This window comes from Reyranella aquatilis (assembly GCF_020880995.1).
GTDB lineage: Bacteria > Pseudomonadota > Alphaproteobacteria > Reyranellales > Reyranellaceae > Reyranella > Reyranella aquatilis.
Genome location: NZ_JAJISD010000010.1, coordinates 222987 through 239301 on the forward strand (window position 1 = coordinate 222987; position 16315 = coordinate 239301).

17 protein-coding genes are annotated in these 16315 nt (G+C 67.3%); 11 read left to right on the plus strand and 6 right to left on the minus strand.

Annotation, left to right across the window (positions count from 1 at the left end; genetic code table 11):
• The first annotated feature begins 21 nt into the window (after nt 1–21).
• Nucleotides 22–1935, plus strand: a complete 1914-nt coding sequence (locus LJ725_RS22000; protein ID WP_230553075.1) for an AsmA family protein — start codon at nt 22–24, stop codon at nt 1933–1935.
• A 200-nt stretch (nt 1936–2135) separates the two neighbouring features.
• Nucleotides 2136–2426: a hypothetical protein gene (locus LJ725_RS22005; RefSeq protein ID WP_230553077.1), complete on the plus strand. Its 291-nt coding sequence runs from the start codon at nt 2136–2138 to the stop codon at nt 2424–2426.
• Nucleotides 2427–2568: 142 nt separating this feature from the next.
• Here the strand turns inward: LJ725_RS22005 and LJ725_RS22010 are convergent, their stop codons facing one another.
• Nucleotides 2569–2787 carry a cold-shock protein gene (locus LJ725_RS22010; RefSeq protein ID WP_230553079.1) on the minus strand — a complete coding sequence of 73 codons (219 nt, stop codon included), beginning with the start codon at nt 2785–2787 and terminating at the stop codon, nt 2569–2571.
• A gap of 280 nt (nt 2788–3067) precedes the next feature.
• Between LJ725_RS22010 and LJ725_RS22015 the strand changes: the two genes are divergently transcribed.
• From LJ725_RS22015 to LJ725_RS22025, 3 genes are all read left to right on the plus strand, one after another.
• Nucleotides 3068–4087, plus strand: a complete 1020-nt coding sequence (locus LJ725_RS22015) for a fatty acid desaturase family protein (protein ID WP_230553081.1) — start codon at nt 3068–3070, stop codon at nt 4085–4087.
• A 66-nt stretch (nt 4088–4153) separates the two neighbouring features.
• Nucleotides 4154–5371, plus strand: a complete 1218-nt coding sequence (locus tag LJ725_RS22020) for a CaiB/BaiF CoA transferase family protein (protein WP_230553083.1) — start codon at nt 4154–4156, stop codon at nt 5369–5371.
• 19 nt (nt 5372–5390) lie between these two features.
• Entirely contained in the window at nt 5391–5855 is a 465-nt protein-coding gene (locus LJ725_RS22025; RefSeq protein WP_230553085.1) for a nuclear transport factor 2 family protein, read from the plus strand.
• Nucleotides 5856–5869: 14 nt separating this feature from the next.
• On the opposite strand, the gene LJ725_RS22030 is transcribed toward LJ725_RS22025, so the two are convergent.
• Nucleotides 5870–6493, minus strand: coding sequence for a class I SAM-dependent methyltransferase (locus LJ725_RS22030; protein WP_230553086.1), 624 nt, complete (start codon nt 6491–6493; stop codon nt 5870–5872).
• 250 nt (nt 6494–6743) lie between these two features.
• Between LJ725_RS22030 and LJ725_RS22035 the strand changes: the two genes are divergently transcribed.
• A complete protein-coding gene (locus LJ725_RS22035) occupies nt 6744–8069 on the plus strand; it encodes a tetratricopeptide repeat protein (protein WP_230553087.1) in 1326 nt (441 codons plus the stop codon).
• Between the two features lie 110 nt (nt 8070–8179).
• A complete protein-coding gene (locus LJ725_RS22040) occupies nt 8180–9022 on the plus strand; it encodes a FecR family protein (RefSeq protein ID WP_230553088.1) in 843 nt (280 codons plus the stop codon).
• Here the strand turns inward: LJ725_RS22040 and LJ725_RS22045 are convergent.
• The 3 genes from LJ725_RS22045 to LJ725_RS22055 all read right to left on the minus strand — a co-directional run bounded on the left by LJ725_RS22045 (nt 9019) and on the right by LJ725_RS22055 (nt 12070).
• Entirely contained in the window at nt 9019–10164 is a 1146-nt protein-coding gene (locus tag LJ725_RS22045) for a sugar ABC transporter substrate-binding protein (protein ID WP_230553089.1), read from the minus strand. The genes LJ725_RS22040 and LJ725_RS22045 overlap by 4 nt on opposite strands.
• A 70-nt stretch (nt 10165–10234) precedes the next feature.
• Nucleotides 10235–11578 carry a sensor histidine kinase gene (locus LJ725_RS22050; protein ID WP_230553090.1) on the minus strand — a complete coding sequence of 448 codons (1344 nt, stop codon included), beginning with the start codon at nt 11576–11578 and terminating at the stop codon, nt 10235–10237.
• Nucleotides 11579–11650: 72 nt separating this feature from the next.
• Nucleotides 11651–12070, minus strand: a complete 420-nt coding sequence (locus LJ725_RS22055) for a RidA family protein (protein ID WP_230553092.1) — start codon at nt 12068–12070, stop codon at nt 11651–11653.
• A gap of 74 nt (nt 12071–12144) precedes the next feature.
• Here LJ725_RS22055 and trhA point away from each other — a divergent pair, with 74 nt between their 5' ends.
• Together trhA and LJ725_RS22065 are read left to right on the plus strand one after the other, a co-directional pair.
• Entirely contained in the window at nt 12145–12780 is a 636-nt protein-coding gene (gene trhA / locus LJ725_RS22060) for a PAQR family membrane homeostasis protein TrhA (protein WP_230553093.1), read from the plus strand.
• 24 nt (nt 12781–12804) lie between these two features.
• The gene (locus LJ725_RS22065) at nt 12805–13449 is read left to right on the plus strand and encodes a hypothetical protein (protein WP_230553095.1); all 645 of its coding nucleotides are present in this window, start codon (nt 12805–12807) and stop codon (nt 13447–13449) included.
• Here LJ725_RS22065 and LJ725_RS22070 read toward each other — a convergent pair.
• Nucleotides 13339–13836: a hypothetical protein gene (locus LJ725_RS22070; RefSeq protein ID WP_230553097.1), complete on the minus strand. Its 498-nt coding sequence runs from the start codon at nt 13834–13836 to the stop codon at nt 13339–13341. The two genes, LJ725_RS22065 and LJ725_RS22070, sit on opposite strands and share 111 nt — an antisense overlap.
• Nucleotides 13837–13952: 116 nt before the next feature.
• Between LJ725_RS22070 and LJ725_RS22075 the strand changes: the two genes are divergently transcribed.
• Both LJ725_RS22075 and LJ725_RS22080 read left to right on the plus strand, forming a co-directional pair.
• Complete coding sequence (locus tag LJ725_RS22075) at nt 13953–14960, plus strand: Tim44 domain-containing protein (RefSeq protein ID WP_230553099.1); 1008 nt, start codon at nt 13953–13955, stop codon at nt 14958–14960.
• Between the two features lie 159 nt (nt 14961–15119).
• Nucleotides 15120–16094 (plus strand): tripartite tricarboxylate transporter substrate binding protein, encoded by a 975-nt coding sequence (locus tag LJ725_RS22080; RefSeq protein ID WP_230553101.1) that lies wholly within the window; start codon nt 15120–15122, stop codon nt 16092–16094.
• Nucleotides 16095–16315 lie beyond the last annotated feature (221 nt).

A 16315-nucleotide genomic window follows, 5' to 3' on the forward strand; every position in this document is an offset into this window, starting at 1 on the left:
CCCCGGCGCCGTTTCGCCGGGATGAAACGCTGGGCCAGGGTACTGGGATGGACGGCCGGCATTCTGCTGGGCCTGCTGATCGTCGCCGCTGGCGGAATATATCTGGTTGCGACATCCGATTATCTCCGGGGACAGGTCGAGGCACGCGCCAGCGACCTGACGGGCCGCAAGACGAGCATCGCAAAGGTCGTGGTGCAGTGGGGCTGGACGGCGAACGTGAGGCTCGAGGGCATCGAAGTCGCCAACGCCAAGTGGGGCAAGGCGCCCTATATGCTGAAGGTCGACCAGGTCGATTTCGACATCCGCCTGTGGCCGCTGCTGGGCGGCAATCTCGTTTTGCCGCGCCTCGTTCTGCGCAAGCCCGAGGTCCAGGTCGAAGTCGGTGACAAGGAACAGCTCAACTGGAGCATGGGCGAGACGCCTGTCGTGACCGGCGCCGCCAAGGCGCTCGAACCCGACAATCGTTTCGATGCGCCGCTGATCGGAAAGTTCGAGGTGACCGAGGGCAAGCTTGGGTACCGCGATCCCAAGCGCAAGCTGGAACTCGACGGCACGGTGTCGACCGCCGCCGGCAAGGCGGGCGACGGGCCTGAGGCGGAGCTGTCGCTCAAGGGCAAGCTCGAAGGGCAGCCTCTGGAGATGCGGTTCGTCGGCGGCTCCGTGCTGATGCTGCGGGATACCGAACAGCCATATCCGCTCGATCTCAACGTGAGCTTTGGCGCCACCAAGATGACGATGAAGGGCACGGTGCAGGACCCGTTCAAGTGGACCGGCGCCAACGTCGATCTCACCCTTTCCGGCCCCAATCTCTCCGACATCTATCCGCTGCTGGGCATCCCGGGCCCGCCGACGCCGCCCTACACGATCGTGGGAAAGCTGGAGCGCGAGCCCGGCCTCTGGAAGTTCGTCCAGTCCAAATGGCGGGTCGGCGAGAGCGACCTGACGGGCGAAGTGACGATCGACGAGCGACGGAAGCCTGAATTCCTGACCGCAAAGCTCGTCTCGCAGAAGTTGGTGTTCGAAGATCTCGCGCCGCTGGTGGGCGCCACGCCGGCGCGCAAGACCAACGTTTCGCCCAAGCAGGCCCAGACTCAAAGCCAGCTCGAAGCATCGGGGGATCTGTTTCCCAACGTGCCGCTGCATGTTGAGAAGATTCGCGCCATGAACATGGACGTCACGCTCGATGCGAAGCGGGTGATCGCACCGCCCTGGCTGCCGGTGCAGGCGCTTTCGTTCCGCGTCCTGATCCAGGACGGCAACGCCACGGTGAAGCCGCTCACTCTGTCGGTTCTGGGCGGCGGCGCAATTGCGGGCGAACTGGGCATCGATGCGCGCACCGACGATCCCAAGGTGCGGGCCAGCCTCAGGCTGACCGATATCGAACTGAGGAACTTCTTCCGCGAATCGCGCTATTTCGATGCCACGCAGGGCAAGATCCAGGGCCGCGTGCAGCTCGCCGGCAACGGGCGGTCGCTTGCCCACGTCATGGGCACGGCCAACGGGCACATGGCCTTTGCCCTCGGCGGCGGCTCTGTCAGCAGCCTGATGGTCAGCCTGGCAGGCCTGCAGATCTTCGACGCGCTGGTGCTCTACGTGGCGGGCGACAACCGCATTCCGATCAAGTGCGCCGTGAGCCGGCTCAATTTCCAGCAAGGCAACGTCTCGTTCGATCGGACCCTGCTCGATACCCAGAAGTCAGTACTTCATGTGAAGGGACAGCTTTCGCTCAAGAGCCAGGCGGTGCAGGCCGAGATCGATTCCGATCCCAAGAGCTTCGACCTGCTCGACCTTCACGGGGCCGTCATGGTCCAGGGCAAGCTGCGCACGCCGCAGATTTCGCTCGGCCGTGTAATCCCGATTCCCACACCCGTCTTCGGCAGTGCCAAGGACGTGCCCTGCGCCGGCCTCACGCAGGAAATCCTGTCTGGTCCCTGAAGCCTCGCCCCCCCCCCGGCCGGAATGAGTGCTTGCCGCGGAAGCGCCAAGCGCCCATTTAACAAGGGTATTCGGCGACGTCTGCGTCGGCGCCTCCTTATTCCGAAGCATCCTGTGGGAACGATCGGCCAGCCCTTTCCGGGCGGCTGCTATCGTATTTCCCCGTGAGATGCATCGAAGCGCCAGACAGGGAGACACCCATGGCCATTGAACGCAAAGCCGAAGCTCCACGCACGCCGATCGCCGTGCTGACGCCCGACGAGGAAGTCACCCTGAGGCGGGTTGCATTCGGTCAGTCGACCGTGCGCGCGATGCGCGCCGAGGACCTCGCGCGGCTTCGCAAGCTGCGTCTGATCCAGGACGACAAGGACGGACCCTGCCTCACCGTGAGCGGACGCCAGCATTTCGACGAACTGCCGAAGGCGATGCTGATGGACAGGGGATCGAAAGACCTGATGTCGGCCATGTCGAAACTGTTCAAGACGAGTTAGCCGGAGGGCGGGCACAAACGAAAGGCCCCGCACCTTTTCAGGTACGGGGCCCTGTCGCGTTGCCGCTCCTGTCCGCGCGCCCCAGTACATCCGTGGTGGCACGCAGGGAGGAGGGCCGGCCGCCGTTATCGGCGGCCGTTGATCAGGAAGCGGCCTTGAGGTTTTCCGCCGCCATCTTGCCGCTCTTACGATCGGCCACGAGCTCGAATTCGAGCTTCTGGCCCTCGCTCAGCATGCTCATGCCGGCGCGCTCGACCGCGCTGATGTGCACGAAGGCGTCGGTGCCGCCATTGTCCGGCTGAATGAAACCGAAGCCCTTCTGAATATTGAACCACTTCACGGTTCCCGTAGTCGTTGTCATGGGAGACCCCTTTGCTGACTTTTTGAGTATGCGAGTCCGGGCGCAGTCTCCGCGTTTGAAGAAGCGGAGGCGCGCTGAAGCCCGTCGAAATTGCACTGCTTTTCGGGATCAAGTGTCGTGGAGCGGACCGCTGGACTATGCCAGCGTGCGCGGACCAAATCAGATGTCCGTGTATCGACCAGCCTCATATGGTCTCTTGCATGCGGGCGCGCAAGGCCCAAATACAGCAAGTCTTCGACGGCGAAGGCGCTCGGGACGACCAGATCCCATGAGGTGACCTATGGAGCCTCAGCCCCCCGCGACCCCTTCCGATATCGAGCTGCGCCGCGCGGCCGGCGCGTTCGCACGACCGGTTGCCTGGCGGAGCATCGTCCAGCTCGTCACGTCGTTTGGTCCGTTCCTGGCAGGATGTGTGGCGATGCATCTCGCCTTCGGCGTTTCGGTCTGGCTCACCCTGGCGCTCGCCATACCCACGGGCGCGCTCATGGTGCGGGTCTTCATTGTCCAGCACGACTGCGGCCACGGCTCGTTTTTCGCGTCCCGCCGGGCCAACGCCCTCGTTGGCCGGCTGTGCAGCCTATGTACCCTCACGCCCTTCCTGAGCTGGGGGCGCCAGCACGCGCTCCATCATGCCGAATGGAACAATCTCGATCGCAGCGATCGCGGCAGCGACATCTATTCGTCGTGCCTGACGGTGCGCGCCTATCTCGATCTGTCGCCGCGACAAAGGCTGCTCCATCGGCTCGTGCGTCATCCGCTGCTCGCCAACCTCGTCCTGCCGCCGCTGGTCTTCCTGCTGCTCTACCGCGTGCCCTTCGATACGCCACAGGGCTGGGCCCGCGAACGTCGCTCCGTCCATCTCACCAATGCCGCTCTGCTCGCGTTTTTCGCGACGCTCACCCTGCTGCTGGGTTGGCGCGAGGTGCTGCTGGTGCATGTGCCGGTTGTTACCGTCGCGTCGATCCTTGGTGTCTGGTTGTTCACGCTGCAGCACCGGTTTCCCGGCGCCCGCTGGTCCGGTCGCGGCTCCTGGCGTTACGTCGACGCCGCAATGGACGGTTCGTCCTGGTTCGATCTCCCGCCGGTGCTGCAATGGCTGACCGGCAACATCGGATTCCACCACGTCCACCATCTGAACCAGCGCGTTCCCAACTACCGGCTGGCGGCCGCGCATGAGGCGGTCCAGCGGCTTCGCGTGGTGCCACCGCTCGGCCTGCGCGCGGGACTGGCCGCGGCCCGCCTGACGCTGTGGGACGAGGCGAGGGGCCGGCTCGTGCGATTTCGCGATGCTCGCGCATAGTGTGGGCGGGCGAGACGATCGGGCGATCTTGCTTTAGCGTGGGCGCCTCATAGAGGAGCCCCGTCAATGTCTGTCCCCCACGGCCCGCTGCAGGGCGTCAAGGTCGTCTCCTGCTCCACGGCGCAGGCGGGTACCGTGCCCTGGATGCTGATGGCCGATCTCGGCGCCGACGTGATCAAGATCGAATCGCCCCAGGGCGGCGACCCGTCGCGGCGCATGACGGTCCTGCCCGGCATGGGCAGCACCTTCTTCGAAGCCAACAATCGTGGCGTGAAGAGCGTGACGCTCAACCTCAAGAGCGAGGAGGGGCGGGAGATCCTGCGCAAGCTGGTCGCCGAGGCCGACATCTTCGGCCAGAACTTCCGGCCGGGTGCGGCCGAGAAGAACGGCTTCGGCTGGGAGGAGCTGCGCAAGGTCAATCCGAAGCTCGTCTATGTCTCGATCTCCGGTTACGGACCCGACGGCCCGCACGCCCATCTGCCGGGCACCGATTCGATGGCGCAGGCGCTGGGCGGCATCGCTGAGGCCTACTCGACGGCCGGCCAGAAGATGAAGACCGGCGTCGTGTCGGTGGCGGACGAGACCTGCGCGATCCTCGCTTTTGGCGGCGCGCTGGCGGCGCTGACGCACGCGCGCACGACGGGCGTGGGCCAGAAGATCGATCTCTCACTGCTCGGCGGGCAGGTTCGCTTGATGGGCTGGACGCTCCAGACTGCGATGTGGCGCAACCAGAATCCCGTCACCGGGCAGGCGCGTGTCACGGGCACGCGGGAGCGGCCTGGCATCAGCGCCAGCTTCGACGATCGCGACGGCAAGCCGCTGGTCTTCCAGCTGACCGGTCCGGACAATTGGAAGGATGCGATGACCGCGCTCGGCTTCTACGAGCGTCTCGAAAAGGCGGGTTTCGCAGATCTCGGGGTCATCATCGATAATGACGCCAGGCGCATTGAACTGCTCGCCACGCTGGACGGCCTGTTCGCCACCGGCACGCGCGACGACTGGGTGGCGAGACTGCGCGGCGCCGACATCGTCTCCGCGCCCATCAACACGCTGCTCGAAGCATCAAACGATCCCGACGTGGTGGCCAACGGATACGTCACCGAGGTCGAGTATCCGAAGCTTGGCAAGAAGCTGAAGGTGCACGGGACGCCCTGGAAATTCTCCGAAACGCCGGCGAAACCCGGCATCGCGCCTGAACTGGGCGAGCACAACGACTCCGTTCTGGGTAAGCTTGGCTATGATGCCTCCGCGCTGGCTGACCTGCGCGCGCGCAAGATCATCTGAGCACTGGAGGAGCCTCGCTATGTCCCGCCCACCTTTGCCGCCCTTTACCGAGCAGACAGCGATCGAGAAGGTCCGCCTCGCCGAGGATGGCTGGAACGGCCGCGATCCGGCGAAGGTCGCACTCGCCTATACGCCCGACAGCCAGTGGCGCAACCGCGCCGAGTTCATCACGGGCCGCGACGCCATCGAGGCGTTTCTCAGGCGCAAATGGGCGCGCGAGCTCGATTATCGCCTGATCAAGGAACTGTGGACCTTTGCCGGCAACCGCATCGCCGTCCGCTTCGCCTACGAATTCCACGACGACAGCGGCACCTGGTTTCGCGCCTACGGCAACGAGAACTGGGAATTCGACTCCGACGGGCTGATGCGACGCCGGATCGCCAGCATCAATGAGCATCCCATCGCGGAGGCGGACCGCAAGTTCCGTTGGCCGTTGGGCCGCCGGCCCGACGATCACCCGGGGCTCAGCGCTCAGGGATTTTGACGGAGAGGTCGCGCTCACATCCGGCGAGCGAGGAAGTGAACGCCCGTCGCTGGATTGCCGTGCATGGTGGTCAGCCGGATCCGCCTGCGGCTGATCGGCTCGAAGCCTGACAGCCAACCCTGCATATGGTCGTCGGTGTGATGGCGCACGATGCCGCCGTCGCCGGTGTCGAAGACACCGTAGGGACCGTGTGGCCTCTCATCGTAACGCGCGCGGTTGCGCGCATCTTCCTGCAGCGGCATGTCGCTGATGAACAGGAGACCGCCGGGGCGCAGCAAGCGGCGAATCTCCGTCAGGACCGCCGCCTGGTCGTCGTCATCGACGATGCAGGTCAGGACCGCGAGGATCATGGCCGCGTCGAAACTTCCGTCTGGCTCGCCGATCGCAGGACGGTCGATATGGCGCAGATCGAGGCCGGGGCACTCGCGGCGCCCGCGCGCCACCATCTCACGCGAGAAATCCACGCCAACCGTGTTGTGAAACCCCAGTCCGGCGAGCGCCCGCAGGCTCCTGCCGTAGCCGCAGCCATAATCCAGGATCCGGTCGCTGTGCTCCAGCGCCGCGGTGAAGTCATCGCTCAACGGATGGGTGAAGGTCTTCGCTGCGCTGCGGTCCCAGTAGCCGCTCTGGTCCGGCATTTTTCTCCTCCGGCTGTTTCGTGGCCCTCACGGGCCCCGACGTCGGCGATCCCGCGGGTTCATCCGGTGAAATCGTTGGCGGGCGAACGAGTCGCCGCAGCCTCCGACGGTCACCCGGAACGCAAACGGCCTGCGGAACGGCGATGCGCGAGCATCCTTCACGATCAGGTGCCTTCGGCCTTCCAGTATGCCGTGATCTTGGTCACAATGTCATGGGGAGAGGGACGACTGTCGGAGTACGCGGTTGCCGATGCGCCTTGCTCTACGTGTATCGTTTCTTTTGGCGACGCTGTCGCTCTCCAACGCCGCTCTTGCACAAGTCACAGATGCCAGGCGCGCATCGTACCGTGCGGCTTTCGAAGAGACGCTTCGCCAGCCGGATAATGCCGAGGTCCTGCTGAAGTATGCGCAGGCCGCCGCAGCGGCCGAGGACTACGAAGGTGCGATCACCGCCTATGAACGGTTCCTGGTCATCGACGCCGACCAGCCGCGGGTGAAATTCGAGCTGGGTGTCCTCTATTACAAGCTCAGGTCCTACGATGCGGCGCGCACCTATTTCGACCAGGCGCGCAGCTCCGCGAAGGCGACCAAGGAAATCGCCGAACGGTCGTCCGAGTTCATCCGGGACATCGACCGGCGCTGGGGCCCGTCGCGCCTGACGGGCGAGTTCGTGGCCGGTATCCGCTACTCCGACAATCCCGCCAGCCTGCCGACGGGTACGCTGCAATCCTACGGCGCGACCGTGGTGCCCGATCCGACCTTTCAGCGGCGCAGCGACTTTGCCTTTATCGGCGCCGCCTCGCTCAGCCACCGCTACGATTTCGGCCGGCAGGACAGCGGCACGCTGGAAACCGACTTCTCGTTCTACACGGCCAAGCAGTTCCAGGTGACCGCCGCCGATGTGATGCTGCTGGACCTCGGCATCGGACCGCGCATGGAGTTGATCGACGGCCCGCTGAGCGGCGTGCAGCTCAAGCCGTTCGTCAGCGGCCGCTACATCACGGTCGGCAACCTGCCGACCTACTGGGCGTGGGGCGCCGGTCTCGAAGCCTCGGTGCCGGTGGCCGACAAAATGCGCGCGGGAATCGTGGTGTTGGGGCAGCGGCGCGACTTCGTGGACAACGCGGTCGTGCCGTTCAATTCCCAGAATTCCGGCAACAATGGAACGGTGGCGGCCAACCTCCGTGCCGAGCTGACGCCCAGCCTGGAAGCGTCCCTGGGCGGCAACTACACGCGATACATCGCGATGACGGGCTTCCAGAGCTACGGCGAGGCGGGCCTGGGCGGCTCGCTGACGCTGCGGTTCGAGGATCCGGTCGGCATCAACGGTCGCAAGTGGACGTTAGCAGGCAATGCGGCGCTGGCCTTCGCGACCTACGACCAGCCCGACCCGTTCATCCAGCCCGGCACCGTTCGAAGCCAGACGGACGTCAATCTTGGATTGCTCCTGTCGGTGCCGCTGGACGACCGTCTGACCCTGGTAGGTCAGACCACGTATTTCCAACGTTCCGCCTCAATCAACAACTACAGCTTCAACTCGTTCAGCAGCCTTCTGGGCATTGGCTGGCGATTCTGAGGGAGCGGTAAATGTCCCCACGGCAATCATGCGCTGTTTTTCTGTCGGTCCTGTTGCCGCTCGCCTTGTCCACGGCGCCCTTGACGTCCGCTTCGGCCCAGAACGTGGGCGTGACCACCGCGGCGAGCGGCGATCCGCGCGGAACCCCGCCGGCGATGCCCACGCGGACCCTACGCGTCGGCATCGACGTGGTCGGCAACGAGCGCGTGACGACCGGTGCAGCGGATCGCGCGCATCTCGTCTTCCTCGACGGTTCCGGCCTGACGGTCGGCGCCAACAGCGACCTCGTGATCGACAAGTTCGTCTACGATCCCAATCGCACCGCCGGCGATCTCACCATCAGCGTCACTAAGGGCGCCTTCCGCTTCGTGGGTGGTGCGATCAGCAAGAAGAGCGACGTCATCATCCGCACCCCGAGTGCCCATATCGGTGTCCGCGGTGGAATCGCGACGGTGACGGTGAGCGCCGACGGCTCGACCACCGCGACCTTCCTGTTTGGCGACCGCATGACCGCGAGCAACGCGGCGGGGACGCAGCGCGCCGTGCGCTACGGCTCGCAGATCTTCGTGCCGGCCGGCGGCGCCGCTCCGCTCGAACCGGTGATCCTGCCCCCCAATACGCTGCAGGCCTATCTCGCGCTGTTCGAGCAGACGCAGACGACGGGCAACGTCATCGGCCCGGGCGACAAGGTGCTGATCGAGGCGGCCGTGAAGACGCTGAACGCGCAGGCACTTCCCTATGCCGATCCCTCATCGAAGCTGGCGCCGTGGCTCGCCTATCTGCAGCTGGTCGCGAATCAGGCCGTCACAACAACCAATGCATCGCGGCCGGTCGGCGGCGGCGCACCTGCCCAGCCAGGCGGTTCGACGGGGGGCACTCAGCCGGGTGGCAACACGGGGCCGGGAACCGGAGGCAACACGGGTGGTGGCTTCAGCATGGGCGGTGGCGGCTAGGGCCGTCGCTCCGACGACCAGGGGAAGTTCACGTACTGGTCGCGCGTGTCGTAGCAGATGTTGCCGTACATCCTGAGATACTCGGCGCGCCGCACGGGGTCGCGATAGACGCTGCCGGGATCGGCGACGTCGGCCTCGTAGCGCGCGATGTTCGCGAGCGAGAGGGCGCTGGGCAGGATGTCCATGGCCTGCGGCACGCTCTTGCCCTCCAGCCAGTCGGCCGCATGTTGCCCCAGCGCATAGGCGAAGATGGGGGAGGCGAGGCTGATGCTGGCCTTGTAGGGGCCGCCCTTCTTGATCTCGGCGACGGCCTCGGGCTCGCCGTCGATGCCGCCCAGGAACTGGTCGTTGCGCGCCTTGCCGGCCGCGCGCAGGGCTTCGAGCGCGCCCAGTACGACGGTATCGGCGCCCAGCACGACGTCGACCGTCGGATGGGCGAGCAGGATGGTGCGCATGGCGGCGTTGCCGCCTTCCTTGTTCACCGTCTGTGGCGACAGATCGGCGACGATGGTTACGCCGGGTATTGTCTTGAGCGAGTCGCGCATCGCCACGAAGCGGGGCGCCAGGAACTGAAGGCTGTCGTGCGTGAGCAGCACGACCTTGGCGCGGCCGCGCAGCCGGTCGCGGATGTACGCCGCCGCTGCGTCACCCAGCACCTTGCCCGTGAGGTATTGCGGCGCGTTCAGGATCTCGGTGGCCGGCGGCGGAACCACGGCGCCGACATAGCTCCCGCCCCACATGAGCTGCTGCAGGCTGGGCGCCAGCGACGCCGGATCGACGGGCGCGGTGACAACGGCACCGACGCCGGCGCTTCGGAACTGTCGTACCTGCTCGATCATCAGCGCCGCGTCGTTGCGCGCGAGGGCGATCCGGTATTCGAGACCGCGGTCGCGGGCGGCGAGCGCCAGTCCGCGGGCGACGCCCTGCATGAACTCGCGTTCGTTGTCCTGTGCGAAGGCCAGAACCCGGTGGAGGCCCGGTGGCGGCGTGCAGGTCGGCGCGTTGGCGTCGAACGGCGGGAAGACGGTCGGGACCACGATGCCCTGCGGCCCCGGAGGCGTCGGGCTCTGGGCGTGCCCCATCGGGCTCGCGGCCAGCAGGCACGCGGCAACAAGGCCCGGCAGAGTCCGCCCCGAAATCATATGCCCCCGCGATCCTCTTCGCATGGCCGCGTCTACCCCCGACGACGCGTCCGTCTGTGGCGACTGTAGGTCAGTCCATCGACAGCGGAAAGATCAGTTGGGCGGCCATGCCGGGTTCGCGCGGCAGGTAGTGGACCTCGGCGCGCATGGTCTGGGCGATGCCCTTCACGACGCGCGTTCCGATGCCGGTACCCTTCGGCGCGCCGCCCTCCTTGCGTCCCACGCCGTCATCCTCGACCACCAGTTCGCCGCGGCCGTCGTGTCGGCGGCTCAGCTTCACGCGGACCTCGCCGGCGCCTTCGGGATAGGCATACTTGAAGGCGTTGGTCAGCCACTCGGCCACCACGACGCCCAAGTTGACGCTGGCGTCGGTGCGCAGCTGCAGCGGCTCCAGCTCGTGGCGGACCGCGATGCCGCCGCGGCCCTCGGCACGCATCGAGGTCTCCAGATGCTCGATCAGGCTGGACAGGTATTCGTTCAGCTCGACGTAGCGCACGTCGCCGGAACTGTAGAGGCGCTTGTGGACCAGTGAGATCGCGAGGATGCGCGCCTGGGTCTCGTCGAGCGCCGCACGCGCCGCGCGGTCGGTGAGGGCGTTCGCCTGCAGACGCACCAGCGAGGCCACGAGGGTGAGGCTGTTGGCCACGCGATGGTTCACTTCGGCCAGCAGCACCTCGGCGCGGTCGCGTGCCTGCGCGAGATCGGCGGTGCGGCGCGCCACGCGGTCCTCCAGCGTGGCGTTCATCAGGCGCACCTCGTCGCGCGCCTGTGCGATCTCCTGGGCGTAGCGCACGACCGTGAAGGCGACGCCGGCGACCACCAGGATGATGACCAGACCGCCGACGATCGAGACCCAGCGCAGCATCACGGCGTTCTCGCGCTGCTCGGCGATGCCGTCGGACAACCGCTCCTCGGCGGCGCGCATGATGCCGGAGAGAAAGACATTGGCCTCGTCCATCAGCGCCTTACCGCGATTGCTCCGCAGCAGCGCCATCGCCTCGGCGTCGCGCAGGTTGGCACGCAGCGCGATCGTGTCATCCATCTCCCGCATCTTCTCGGCGACGACGGCGGACAGCCGCCGGATCAGCGGTTCCCAGGTGCGGTCGCCAGCGAGCGCCTGGCGCAGCGTCTCGAGCTGCCGCTCGGCCTGTCCCTTGGCGCTGTCGTAGGGCGCGAGATAGATCTCGTTGCCGCTGACGAGAAAACCGCGCTGGCTGGACTCGGCCGTCTGCAGCGCGCTGCGCAGCTCGACCGCCGCGGCGCGGGTGGTTCGCGCCTCGTTCACCAGCGCGAAGTAGACCTGGGCCCGCTGGCCCAGCCAGATCGTGGTGCCGACGATCCCCAGCAGAGTCAGCAACCCCACGCCCAGTAGAAGGATCGTGGAGGTGACGACGAAGCGACTGGAGATCGGCATGTGTCAGGAAGCCGTTGCCTGCATTTCCGCCTCCACACAAGCGCCCGCTCCGTGCGGTATCGAACGTTTACATCAGGGCAGGATCGCCTCGCCCTCGATCTCGACCTTGGCGTTGGCATCGATCAGGGCCGAAACCTGCACCAGCGTCATGGCCGGGAAATGACGGCCGAGCGTGGCGCCCCAGGCGGCGCCGACCGCCGCGCCGGCGGCGTTGAACTCCGCGATGTCGGTCACGTAGGCGCGCAGCGCCACCAGGTGCTGCGGCTCGCCACCCGCCGACTTCAGCACGGTGACGAGATTGGAGAGCGCGATGCGCCATTGTGCGCCGGCATCGGCGTCGGCGGGAATGCTGGCCTGGCCGGGTTCGCGCCCGAGCTGGCCGGCGATTCGCACGCTGCGTGTGCCGGTGGCCACGACGGCATGCGAGAAGCCGCGCGGGCGGGGCCAGCCTTCGGGCAGGATCGGCGTGTAGGCGATGTCGGACGGGCTCATCTTCGGGTTCCTCCGGAACGGTTGCGGCCATTCTAGCCGTTGCCGCCGGTCGCGCGCGACCGCATCGTGGCGTCATGGCGGAACCGACGTTCGATCGTCCTCTGCGCGCCGACGCGGCGGTGCATGCGCTGGGCCTGTTGCTGGGCATCGTCGGCGCGGTCTCGATGGTGATCGTGGCGGCACAGTCGCCGGGGCAGGGGCGGATGGCGGCAGTCCTCGTCTATGTCGCGGGATTGCTTGCGATGCTGGGCTGCTCGGCGGCCTACAATCTGCGGATCACCAGTCCGCGCCGCGAGTGGCTGCGCCGCCTCGACCACGCCGCGATCTTCGTGATGATCGCCGGCACCTACACGCCGCTCACGCTGCTGAAGTTGCGGGAGCCGTGGTCGAGCGGGCTGACGGCGGTGATGTGGAGCATGGCGGCCCTCGGCATCGCCGCGAAGCTGCTGCAGCCCCGCCGTATCGAATCGCTGTCGGTGCTGCTCTATCTGCTGATGGGCTGGATCGGCGTGCTCGCGATCGACGAGCTGCTGGCTTCCGTCGAACCGACGACGCTGCTTCTGCTTCTCGCAGGCGGCGTGGTCTATTCGCTGGGCACGATCTTCCATCTGTCGAGTCGGCTGCCGTACCAGCAGGCGCTGTGGCATGCTTCGGTGCTGCTCGCCGCTTCTATCCACTATGCGGCGATCCTGTTGTTGTTGACGCGCTGAAGCCACGCCGCTTTAGCTGATCGCATGTCGTCGCTTCTCCTCTTCCGCGTCACCGCGGTGGCCGTCGTCGTTGCCGGCATCGCGATGATGGTCGCCGGCGGCGCGACCAGCGTCTGGGCCTGGACGACACCCGATACGCACCTTGTCTTTCGCGTCGGCCTGCCGCTCGCAACCGCGTGGCTGGTCTTCACCATGATGAAGCTGGCGCTTGCCTTGCCGCACGCGTGGAAGGGTGAGGAGAAGGAGCCCGCGCCCGATGCGCATGTGGCGCTGGAGAGCGCCCGGGCCGATGCGGCCGACGGCTGGGTGAAGAAGTCGGCGCCCGATGCCGTGTCCGTGCGCCAGATCCTGCTGCCGCGCGAGCCGGAGCCGCGCCGGCGACGCCGTGTGGCGCAACGCGTCGAACTGCGCGGCGGCCGCGTCCTCTATCGCGTGGTGCCGGCGCGCCCGAACACGACGGCGCGGCGCGTCACGGTCGCGGCGGCGCTGGCCGTCGCGGGGCTCGCTCTCTTCCTCGCCCTGGGGCCGATCGACCTCGAGAACGTGAGCTGGATCGCCTCACTTTTCCGCGCGCTCGAGGAGCTTCCGGGCCTTTTCGAGCGCGTCGAGGCAGCCGGCCTCCTGGCCACGCTCGGCTTCGGCGCGCGCGGCGACCAGCAGGGCCTGTAGCGCGGTCCGGTCGGCGGCTCGGTCCTTCGTCGCCCCGTCCTTGCCGGCCTCCGGGGAGGCCGGCGCCGCCTGCTTGGGCGTGACGTCGGGCATCGTCGGCATGCGGCTGTCGGTGGTTGCGGGTGGTTTGATGACCGAGCGGTCCGGGGTGGCGGGCGGCTCGATCACGCCGCCCGAGCGGCCGAGGTCGCGCGAGGTGACACCCGGACCCGTGCCCTGGCCGGGCGCGCCCGGCGCCTTGTCGGGAGAGGCGGTCGGCGGATCCGTCGAGATGTTCTGGCTGCGGGCCAGCTCGCGCACTTTGTCGAGGCAGCCTTCGGCCACAGCCGTTCCCGGGAACAGCGCCAGCGCCAGGATCGTGATCGGGGCGGAAAATGGTCTGTGCATGAATGCGCAAACGGCTCGTCGCGAGGCGTGGTTGCGCCCTTGAATTGCGGCCCGAGACCCCTAACATAACGAGTGCAAAATGCCGGGATGAACCCGGTGGCAACAGGGATGTCCAGATGACCAGGTTTCGTTGGCTCGCGATCCTCGCGGCTTTGATCATTGCGGTGCCGTCGCTGGCGCCGTCGCCCGCCGACGCGCGCGCGGGCGGTGGCAGCGGCTCGGGCAGCCGCGGCAGCAAGTCGGGCGATGCCCCGGCGCCGACCCAGACCGCGCCGACCTCCAAGCCGGTCGAGCGCAGCACCACGCCGCAGCAGAAGAGCCCGTCGGCCAGCCCGGCCAACACCGCCGCGGCCGGCGCCAAGCCCGGCTTCATGCAGCGCAATCCGTTCCTGTCGGGCCTGCTCGGCGGCATGCTGGGCGCCGGCCTGATCGGCATGCTGTTCGGCGGCGGCTTCGGCGCGGGCCTCGCCGGCCTGGCGGGCATGCTGGGCTTCCTGCTGCAGATCGCCCTGATCGGCGGCATCGTCTACTTCGCCGTCCGCTGGTGGAAGTCGCGCAACGGCACGCCCGCCGCGGCCTTCGCGGGCGCGGGTGCCGGCGGCGGCACTCCGCCGTCGCCGAATTCGGCCCAGCCGGAAGCGACGCCGATGGCCCGCTCCGGCCTGCAGTCGATGCTGGGCGGTGCCGGTGCCGGCGCCGCGTCGGGCTTCGCCACGCCGCAGCTCGCCATCCTCGAGGCCGACTACAATGCCTTCGAGGCGCTGCTGAAGGACGTGCAGGCCGCCTACAGCGCGGGCGACCTCGCCAGGCTGCGCAGCCTCGTGACGCCCGAAATGCTGGGCTACTTCTCGCAGGAGCTGTCGGCCAACGCGAGCCGCGGCGTCGAGAACAAGGTCACGGACGTGAAGCTCGAGCAGGGCGACCTGTCCGAGGCCTGGAGCGAGGGCCCGATCGATTACGCGACGGTCGCGATGCGCTTCAGCATGATCGACGTCATGCGCAACGTCGCCGACGGCCGCGTGGTCGAGGGCAACGAGCAGGTGCGTAGCGAGGCCACAGAAGTGTGGACCTTCCTGCGCAGCCAGGGCGGCAACTGGATCCTCTCGGCGATCCAGCAGACCTGATCGCTCCCGAGCGAGGGAATATCGAATCGGCCGGCCCGCAAAGCCGGCCGATTTTCTTTGTGCGGCCCGCTCCTTGCAGCGCCCGTGACGCCGCCCGCGCGCGGCGATAGCCTGCGTGTGGGGAAGGGCCGGGGAAGGCCAGCTATTGGGGAGACGTTAATGATCCGCCTGACACGAAGGGCCGCCCTCGGTGGCGCCGCGCTGTTGCCGCTCAGCCTCGCCGCGCCGTCGCGCGCGCAGGCCAAGTTCCCCGACAAGCCGATCCGGCTGATCATCCCCTGGGCCGCCGGCGGTCCGGCCGATGCCGGCTTCCGCATCCTCGCCGAGTCCGCAGCGAAGAAGCTCGGCCAGCCGGTGATCGTCGAGAACAAGGGCGGTGCGGCCGGCGTGCTGGGCGCGCTGGCGCTGCAGGATGCCAAGCCCGACGGCTACACGATCAGCCAGATGCACATGAGCGTGCTGCGCCAGCCGATGGTGAACGCCTCGCTCAAGTACGACCCGATCCGGGACCTGACCTACATCCTGCAGATCACCGGCTTCGTGATGGGCGTCGTCGTGCGCCCCGACGCGCCGTGGAAGACGCTGCCCGAGCTGCTGGCCTATGCGAAGGCCAATCCCGGCAAGCTGAACTGGGGCACGCTGGGCGCCGGCTCGACGCAGCATCTCGCGATGGAGAGCCTCGGCCTGAAGCAGGGCCTCAGCTGGACGCACGCACCCTATCGCGGCACCGCCGACACGCTGCGCGCGCTGATGGGCGGCGAGATCGACTTCGCCTCGGAGTCCTCCGGCTGGGCGCCGCTCGTCATGTCGGGCAAGCTGCGCCTGCTCGCGGTCTTCACCAAGAGCCGCGCCAGGCGCTTCCCCGACGTGCCGACGGTCCAGGAGCTCGGCCTGGAAATCGCCGTCGACAGTCCGGGCGGTCTCATCGGCCCCAAGGGCATGGACCCCGCGGTGGTGAAAATCCTGGCCGACGCCTTCCGCGAGGCCGCGGGCGAGCCCAAGCATCTCGAGTTCCTGGAGAACATGGACCAGCCGCTGCTGCTGCTCGACGGACCGGCCTATCAGGCGGAGATGGCGAGGACGATGGAGCAGGAGCGGGAACTGCTCAGGAAGCTGAACCTGCTGGCGACTTAAAAACAACCTCACCCTGAGGAGCGGCCGCAAGGCCGCGTCTCGAAGGGTGCGCGCGAGCACCGTGTCTGTGGCCCATCCTTCGAGACGGCTGCTGCGCAGCCTCCTTGTATCAAGAGACGGCCGCGTCGGCGTAGAGTTGCGGGCGCGGTCTCGGTGGAGAGCCCGGAGTCTCCTGGGGCCTACAAGCCCGTTCCTGAGCTCGGTGCCTCCACCGTTGATTT